Consider the following 8,060-nt stretch of genomic DNA (forward strand, 5'->3'; position numbering starts at 1 on the left):
CCACCCGCCGAACCACCATTTACAGTAGCTGTATTATTCTTGTAGTAGTAGGCAGTGGGGTAGGTTTCATCGTAATCCTGCACATACTGCATAACACCAAGGCCAATTTGCTTCTGATTTGACAAACAAGATGTCTGTCGGGCCTTCTCACGGGCTTGTGCAAACACAGGAAAGAGGATAGCAGCGAGGATCGCAATGATAGCGATAACGACAAGCAGCTCAATAAGCGTAAATGCGCGCTTCTTCATAATATTTTAAACTCCTAAATTCTTTGTTCACAGGAAGTTTCCCTGCCTGCGAAGTAAACCGTAAAATGTTATCAGCAAAGTGCTCCTGTAACCATTAAGGTAACATAAAGTAAAGATTAAATATACTTAACATAAAAATATGTTTTCCCATACTTTATATTAAGACAACAGGGAATCTCTAGCCGCTTTCGCAAGCGGTACAATAAACGCTGTGACCCTACCCGACTTTCGCCGCCGTAAAGCTGGCAATCAGCGCATCAGCTTTGTGACTTGCTATGACTGCGCTTTCGCCCGGCTCGTCGCTCAGACGGATTTGGACTGTATTCTGGTCGGCGACTCCGTGGCAATGGTGGTGCACGGGCATCCCAGCACGCTCGCCGCTGATCTCCCCATGATGCTCTTTCACACCGAGTCCGTGGCACGGGGCGCAGGGGGAAAGTTTATCGTGGGTGACATGCCGTTTCTGGAGCACCGCAAAGGCCAGAGCGAGGCGGTGAGCGCGGCGCAAGCACTCCTGAGAGCCGGGGCGCAGGCCATAAAACTCGAAGGGGCGGCAGGTAACTTGGAGATCATCCAGAGCTTAGTGGAGGGCGGCGTCCCGGTGATGGGCCACGTCGGGCTGACACCGCAGTTTATCCATGCATTTGGGGGCTTTAAAGTCCAAGGGCGCGAGGACGCCGCCGCCGAGCGCATCTTGGCCGACGCAAAAGCGCTCGAAGCCGCTGGGGTTTTCTCAATCGTTCTCGAAGGCATCCCCGCGCCGCTGGGTAAGCGCATCACGGAGGCACTCAGCATTCCCACTATCGGTATCGGCGCTGGCCCCGACACCGATGGCCAGGTGCTCGTGCTCCACGACCTGCTCGGCTTCACGGAAAAGCCCCCGAAGTTCGCACGGGCATTTGGTGAGGTAGCCAGCGCTTCGGTGACTGCCCTGCGCGCCTACGACGAAGCCGTAAAGTCCAGCACTTTTCCCACGGAGAAAGAGAGCTACGCGTGAGGGTCTTCCACACCCCCCCCGAGTGGCACACGCTCCGCCCGAGTGGAACGGTGGGCTTTGTCCCGACGATGGGCGCACTGCATGAGGGGCATCTCGCGCTTGTAAAAACCGCGCTGGCACAGTGCGAGCACGCCGTGGCCAGCATTTACGTGAACCCCACCCAGTTCAATAACCCGGACGACTTTGCAAAATATCCCAGCACGTTTGACGCCGACTGCCAGATGCTTAAGGCCAGCGGCTGTCAGTTCGTCTTCGCCCCGACCTTCGAGACGCTCTATCCCGATGGCTACCGCTACCGCGTGACGGAGACCGAGACGAGCACGCTTCTGGAAGGCGCGCACCGTCCTGGTCACTTCGACGGCGTGCTCACCGTGGTGCTCAAGCTCTTCAACTGCATACAGGCCGACGCCGCATTCTTCGGTGAGAAAGACTTCCAGCAGCTCCTACTGGTCAAGGAAATGGCCGAGGCGCTCCACCATCCCACCCAAGTTATCCCTTGCCCCACAGTTCGTGAGCCTGATGGCCTCGCGATGAGCAGCCGCAACCGCCGCCTGACTCCCGCGCAACGTGCGCTAGCCGCCCAGTGGGCAACGATTCTCGCCGACCTCACGCTCTCTTGCGACGAGGCAACACAGAAGCTAGAAGCTCTCGATTTCACCGTGGACTATGTCGCTGAGCACTGGGGCCGACGGCTAGGTGCGGTACACACGCCACCACTCGACGGTGGCGGGCCGGTGGTGCGGCTGATTGACAACGTGGCTTTATGAACATTCTCTTTCAGCTCTCCGGTTCGATTGCGTGCTACAAGGCCTGCACGGTCATCTCGCGTCTGGCGCAAGCGGGGCACAGCGTTCAGTGCGTCGCTAGCGAGTCCACCTTGAAGTTTATTGGGGCAGCGACACTTGAGGGACTCTCAGGGCGTGCGCTACTGACGGATACCTTTGCCCCGGGGCGCTGGATGGAGCACATTGAGATCAACCGCTGGGCGGATATTTCTGTGCTCTGTCCGGCGACGGCAAATCGGCTCAATAAGATGGCGGGGGGGGTCGCCGATGATCTGCTGGGTAACTTATGGCTGACCCATGACTTTACCAAGCCACTCTTTGTCGCGCCCGCGATGAATACGAAGATGTGGACGCATCCTATCACGCAAGAATCTGTGACAAAGCTTGAATCGCTCGGCGTGACCGTGCTGCGCCCCGACGCGGGAAATCTTGCGTGCGGTGATGTCGGCGAGGGGCGCTTGCTGGAGCCCGAGGCGATTCTGAAAGCAATTCTAGGGTGAGGGTTCTTATCACCTCGGGCGGGACGCGTGAGCCTATTGACGGCGTCCGGGTAATCGCCAACTCCAGCACGGGCGCAACAGGCGCAGCGCTGGCTGATGCATTTTGCAAGGCGGGATTTACGGTCACCCTGCTCCGGGCACAGCACTCCACAGGGCCAAATCTGACCGTCACGGAGCAGTTTTTTGTTACGGTCGCCGATCTGGATTCTGCCTGCTTTGAGCTTCTCTCTACGCAGCACTTCGATCTCGTCGTCCATGCCGCCGCCGTCAGCGATTTTGTGGTGGAGAGCGTGATGAGGGACGGCGTGCGCCACGCCGCGCCGCTCACCGGAAAGCTCAGCTCGGCGAGCAAGCTCTCCGTCGAATTGGTGCCGGGCAAGAAGATTCTCCCGGAGCTTAAGGGGTACTCGCGCAACCCGAACCTACGCCTGATAGGCTTCAAGCTCACCGATGGAGCCAGCCCGGAGGAGATTCGCCACGCAGTTGAGAAAGTGCTGGCCTCAGGCGCGGATTTGGTTGTCCAGAACGACCAGCAAACGATGAAAACAATACGCGCTGTTTTATGGGATGCACAGGGTCCTGGCGAGCCCCTTCCCGATCTCATAACGCTCAGTACGCACTTGATCGGGTATGCTAAGGCGCTATGACCATTCCGATGCTCTACTCCAAGCTCCACCGTGCAACTGTCACCGGGGCTGATCTTCACTACGAGGGCTCCATCGCCATTGATACCGGACTGATTGCAGCGGCCAAGCTCCGCCCCCTTCAGTTAGTGGAAATCTACAATATCAATAATGGCGAGCGCTTCTCGACCTACGTCATCGCGGGTGCGCCCGGCGAGGTCTCGCTCAATGGCGCGGCGGCACGCCGTGTCCAGAAAGGCGACCTGCTTATTGTCTGCGCCTACGCCCAGATTGCTTCGGAAGAGGTCGACACGCACCAAGCCAAAATAGTCTTGCTGGGCGAGGGCAATGTGATCGAGAAAACATTCGACCAGTGAGAAGCACACTGATCGGACTGGCAGGCAGTGTCGCGGCAGGTAAGAGCACGCTGGCAGCCCAGATGGCGGAGCGCGAGCGTGCGACGGGAAAGACCGTTGAGGTAGTCTCCACGGATGGCTTTCTTCTCCCCAATGCCACACTGGAAGCGCGCGGTTTACTCACACGTAAGGGCTTTCCCGAGAGCTATGATGCGGAGGCATTTACAGCCTTTCTCGATGCCCTGCGCAACGGCCAACCCGCCCACGTCCCGGTCTACTCCCACCAAATCTATGATATCTTGCCCGGCGCACAGCGCGAGATCCCTACACCGGATCTTGTGATCATAGAGGGAATCAATGCTCTCCAGCCCGCGTTCACCGAAGGCAAGCTTGACTATCGTATCTACCTCCACGCGGAAGAAATCGATCTCTTCCGCTGGTACCGTGAGCGCCTGGTACGCTTGCGCAATGCGGCACACGCCGATCCGACGTCGTACTTCACGCGCTTTCTGAAGCTCTCCCACGCGGAATGGGAAGCCTACATTAAAACAATCTGGGAGACGATCAACCTACCCAATTTACACGAGCATATCTTGCCCACCAAACCACTCGCCGATGAGGTTCTGGTGAAGGGAGCGGATCATAAAGTAGCCCATAGTAACACTAGCGCTGACGTGCTCGAAACACTCCCCAGGTCTGAGGCGCAGGGCGATACTCACCCAAAATTTTACGTTGTTCCTCGTCCGTGAGAAATCCTAAGACTGGATAATCTTTGGGGGTTTTATCACAAGTAGCAATAAACAATAAGTCATGCGACATTTCAAATCGTTTTATCAATGTAGGCGTAATCGAGCTATCTACAAAATCATGGGTCTCTACCAAAATATCTGTCATTTTAAGTTTCTGCACCTTTTCGGGATCGAGAATTAGATGCTCAGCTCCATCGACATCACAAATCAGCAAGGTTCTGTTTCCACAAACACGGTTTAAACTCTCAGAGGTAGTCTTGCCTAAAACGGTTACTCGGTCCTCTACGCCATTAAGCAGGGCCATTTCTTGGCATAGTTTTTGGGCTCGAGTATCTGAGTCGTAGGCATAGACTTTCAAATTCTTTTGAATGAATGCCAGCCCAACTGCATAGTAGCCTTCTGCACTTCCGATGTCAACGAGTACTTCATATTCCCGCGTCAGCAACTTCTTGAGTTCCTCAGCAATCTCAGCCTCATAGGATCCCAGTAACTTTGGTACAAAGACACTTCCTGTCGCCTCAGGAAGGTACTTCATGCCCGCAAACAGCCCATTCTGAACCTCAAGACCGCATTGCTCAACATACCGTTGCGAAAGTTCCGTCAACCCAATACGCTTTTCAAACGCCTGAATATACTGATTCCGACGTTTGTCAAACCAGGCACCTGCCACTTCGGGGGCAAGTTTCAATAAGATATTTTTAATAATTTTGCGCATTGCGTCTGTTTCCACTAACAGATGCCCCCTATCAGGGAGCTAGTTTCTTACTCCGTTGCGGGAGCGTCGGTGTCAGGGGCATCTCCCTCACTACGGGGCAACCGCCGCCGCCGTCCACTTGTCCGTCGGGCGGGACGGGTCGGTTCAGCGGACTCATTTGTGGACTCATTGCGGGGCAAAAACTCGTCAGGAATGGGAGGGACTTCCCCTTCAATAGGGGTTTCCGAGAGTGGCAATAGTTCTTCCAGAGAGGGACGACGCGGTGGGTCAACCTCGGTGACAGTAGCATCGAGTGCGACGTCCGGTGTACCAGACACCTCGTCCCGCCGCTGACGATCACGGCCACCACGGCCACGGCGACGGCGCCCAGGCCGCTCGGCGGAAGCTTCTTCCGCAGCCACGGGGGCGGCGACGGGTACAACTTTGACCGTGATGGAAACAACTTGAGGCAGTGCCACCCGAGCGACCGGCTCCTCGTCTTCGTCGTCCTCGGAGAGTGTGGGTAGTTCCGCAAGGGCTGCTTGGAACATTGCCTCATCTTCGGCGGAGATCGTGTCCGCTCCCAGCGCGGAAGGGGTCTCGAAGACAAAGGCGGCGACCTGTGGCGGAAGCTCACTGTCTGTCAAGCCCACGGGCGCAGTGGCGGGCTCCGCCCCAAAGCGCTCCGCCTCGGCAGCCGGCCCGAAGTAGAGTAAGCGAGTTCCGTTCAAGGGCATGGAGAGCCGTGCACCACGTCCACTGCGAGCCAGCGTCTCCCCGTAGACAAAGTCGTGGATCGCGGAATCTTCCGGCAGATAGACCGTCGTCCCGCCACCTGGTGCCGAGTGTAGACACAGCATATTATCGCCCACCCAAGCCACATCGTCGTCCACCGTGTAGATGGGTACCCCAGCCAGCCGATAGACACCGCGCAGTAGTGCCTGCGTCAGGCTTGGCTCCCCGATAAACACCGACTGCCAGCGCGGGTGCTTGCGAACCGCCAGCGACGGGTTCCCATTGCCGTACTCCGCCAATACTTGGGCTCGGGAGTCCGAGACGGTGAGCGATGGATTGATACGCACTTCGTCCGACAGTTTTTGGCCACGCAGGGCATCGGTGAGGGGCGAGCGCACATCGGAGGAGACTCGGCTCCCCAGCTTTGAGGCAAAGGGCTGAAGCTTCAGGTGCATTCCGAAGACCTCGGCCTGCTCCGCGAGGCTCTCCTCCCGAACACCGGGCGCGAACAGCCATAAGAGGGTGCGCCCATCCTCCTGCCAGCGCTCCCGGATCGCGGCGCGCACGGCGGGCTCCAGCCGGAAAGCATTCAGGAAAATAAACAGTCGCGGAGTCTCTGGGAAGTTCTTGCGGGTCAGGTCGGACTGAAGATAGAAACCAACCCGTGCCCCGGAGCGAAGCAGCACATCACGCTGGGACGAGATCAGGTTTTCCAGGAGCCGCTCATCGCGCACATCGAAGAAGCTCGCTTCGTCCACAATCACAGCCACATCAGGATCGGCGTTGGACTTGGTCCGTGGGTTGCGGCGTCGAACAGCATAGAGATCAGCAATCTCGCGCAGGCCGCTCAGGAACTCCCACGTCTCGCGGTCGTCCAGCCAGCCCTCGCCCCAGAGGTCCATGTAGGAAATTCCCGCACCGTGCGCGAGCGCCGCGCCAAAGTTACGGACATGGACGGCGCGTGTTCCCTCCACGGTGGAGACGTGCGGGTTGTAGGTATCCGGAGTCGTCCCGCTCGCCAGAAAGGTCTTGGTATCGTCCTCAAGGATGCAGAGCTTTCCCGCCAGCGCAACGGACTCAATCGGCAGCGGTAGAGGGGCGGAGCCGCCGGGCAAGCGCCCCGTGTAGGAGAGCGGTGCCGTGATAATATCCACATTTGGTGAGGCGAGCACATCGGCGAGCGCGAGATGGCCCGAGCTCGTCCGTGCGAGCTCCAGTGTGTAGCCACAGCTTACCGCTACGGCGCTCCGCCCACCGGAGGCATCTTTCACAGCCTTCGCAAGCCGATTGATGACCTCGCTGACCCGCTCACTCATGAATCGGTGAAAATCTGACCAGCGTGTCTCTTTGGCTCCCAAAAAGACGCCGCTTCCCTGAGGAACCGGCCAAGCCGGAATCTGCGCCGTCTCGAATGTCACGCTGCCATCGTGCCACACCGAGCGCAGGGAAACCGTGGAGTTCTTGTAGCGGGCTCGGAGCCAGTACCGAAACGCGGCGACATTGGCATCTGATAGATCGTAGCCGACCCCTTTTTCATGAAGCCACTCGCCGTGTTCCAGATAGAACCCGAAGACACGCCCTGCGTAGGCTCCCTGTGCGACATGCTCGACGGCGGCGCGGAGCGCCTCTTCCGCCTCGCCCTCCCAGAATAGCCGGGAACCCAGGGAGATATCGCCCTGCTCTCCGCTGGCGTAGCGCACCATCTCGCCCGGATTTTGCCGCACCCACGATGCGGGCGGGGAGAAGATCAGACGCGGAAGTACCAGAGCTTCGGGCGCGTTCTCGCTCACAAACTTGAGAATACTATCCAGAAGATCGTAGCGACGCTCACCGGCGCGGTTCTTCCACGGCAGGTGACAGAGTACCGTAAAAACCCGTACCCCCGCTTCGTAGGCCAGACGAATCTGGCGCTGCGCCACGGGAAGTGCCTCGTCACCCATCTCGGTATTCACAAAGAAGAGCATTGGCAGACGCGGTTCGCCCCCAATGAGCAGCTCGGCGACGCCCTTACGGACGGCGATCTTAGTCTCGGCCAGATTGGCGAGTACCTCAGCGGCGAGAGGCACATACACAGCCGGCAGTGGCTCCACGGGCACCGGCGCAGCCATGCCCGCAATGGGCGGTGGCAAGAGAGCGGCGGCAGTGGGCTCTAAGCGCCCCCGTCGCCCGCCTCGCACTCTGCGTGGCGTCCCCTCTTCCGTACTTGCGCTCGCCTCTGCGGAAGCGGCTTCCGATGCCTGGGAGATCTCGACGGGACGTGCTGCGGGCGCATTGTCGCCAGAAACCATCAGGGTAGGAGCGGCAACAGTGCGGGTGCGGCGCAGGCCACGGACACGGCGCGGCGTCTCACTCTCTTCCGTCGGCGCTTCCACG

8 protein-coding genes and 1 pseudogene are annotated in these 8,060 nt (G+C 58.5%); 6 read left to right on the plus strand and 3 right to left on the minus strand.

The genetic code is table 11. The features are described 5' to 3' along the window. A partial coding sequence (locus ACH2EH_RS23905; RefSeq protein WP_395145752.1) for a prepilin-type N-terminal cleavage/methylation domain-containing protein occupies positions 1-248 on the minus strand: 248 nt, incomplete at its 3' end. Between the two features lie 211 nt (positions 249-459). On the opposite strand from ACH2EH_RS23905, the gene panB reads away from it, so the two are divergent. Genes panB through ACH2EH_RS23935 form a run of 6 tightly spaced genes read left to right on the plus strand, consistent with a single transcriptional unit; the run spans position 460 to position 4,258 of the window. Then, positions 460-1,245 carry a 3-methyl-2-oxobutanoate hydroxymethyltransferase gene (gene panB / locus ACH2EH_RS23910; RefSeq protein WP_395145754.1) on the plus strand — a complete coding sequence of 262 codons (786 nt, stop codon included), beginning with the start codon at positions 460-462 and terminating at the stop codon, positions 1,243-1,245. Continuing rightward, a complete protein-coding gene (gene panC, locus ACH2EH_RS23915) occupies positions 1,242-2,012 on the plus strand; it encodes a pantoate--beta-alanine ligase (protein WP_395145756.1) in 771 nt (256 codons plus the stop codon). Before panB ends, panC begins: the two co-directional genes overlap by 4 nt. Then, positions 2,009-2,530, plus strand: coding sequence for a flavoprotein (locus ACH2EH_RS23920; protein ID WP_395145758.1), 522 nt, complete (start codon positions 2,009-2,011; stop codon positions 2,528-2,530). The genes panC and ACH2EH_RS23920 overlap by 4 nt, the downstream gene beginning before the upstream one ends. After that, positions 2,527-3,177: a phosphopantothenoylcysteine decarboxylase gene (locus ACH2EH_RS23925; RefSeq protein WP_395145760.1), complete on the plus strand. Its 651-nt coding sequence runs from the start codon at positions 2,527-2,529 to the stop codon at positions 3,175-3,177. The genes ACH2EH_RS23920 and ACH2EH_RS23925 overlap by 4 nt, the downstream gene beginning before the upstream one ends. After that, a complete protein-coding gene (gene panD / locus ACH2EH_RS23930; RefSeq protein ID WP_395145762.1) occupies positions 3,174-3,530 on the plus strand; it encodes an aspartate 1-decarboxylase in 357 nt (118 codons plus the stop codon). Before ACH2EH_RS23925 ends, panD begins: the two co-directional genes overlap by 4 nt. Beyond that, a complete protein-coding gene (locus tag ACH2EH_RS23935; protein ID WP_395145763.1) occupies positions 3,527-4,258 on the plus strand; it encodes a hypothetical protein in 732 nt (243 codons plus the stop codon). The genes panD and ACH2EH_RS23935 overlap by 4 nt, the downstream gene beginning before the upstream one ends. Here ACH2EH_RS23935 and ACH2EH_RS23940 read toward each other — a convergent pair. Then, a complete protein-coding gene (locus tag ACH2EH_RS23940; protein WP_395145765.1) occupies positions 4,173-4,973 on the minus strand; it encodes a hypothetical protein in 801 nt (266 codons plus the stop codon). The two genes, ACH2EH_RS23935 and ACH2EH_RS23940, sit on opposite strands and share 86 nt — an antisense overlap. A 47-nt stretch (positions 4,974-5,020) precedes the next feature. Beyond that, positions 5,021-8,060, minus strand: a pseudogene (locus ACH2EH_RS23945) (hypothetical protein); the annotation flags it as partial.

Origin of the sequence: Armatimonas sp., assembly GCF_043760365.1 — a bacterium.
Classification (GTDB): domain Bacteria; phylum Armatimonadota; class Armatimonadia; order Armatimonadales; family Armatimonadaceae; genus Armatimonas.

Coding starts and splice junctions, on each gene's coding strand:
- ACH2EH_RS23920 (WP_395145758.1), top strand. CDS start 2,009: ATGAACATTCTCTTTCAGCTCTCCGGTTCGATTGCGTGCTACAAGGCC.
- panD (WP_395145762.1), top strand. CDS start 3,174: ATGACCATTCCGATGCTCTACTCCAAGCTCCACCGTGCAACTGTCACC.
- ACH2EH_RS23940 (WP_395145765.1), bottom strand. CDS start 4,973: ATGCGCAAAATTATTAAAAATATCTTATTGAAACTTGCCCCCGAAGTG.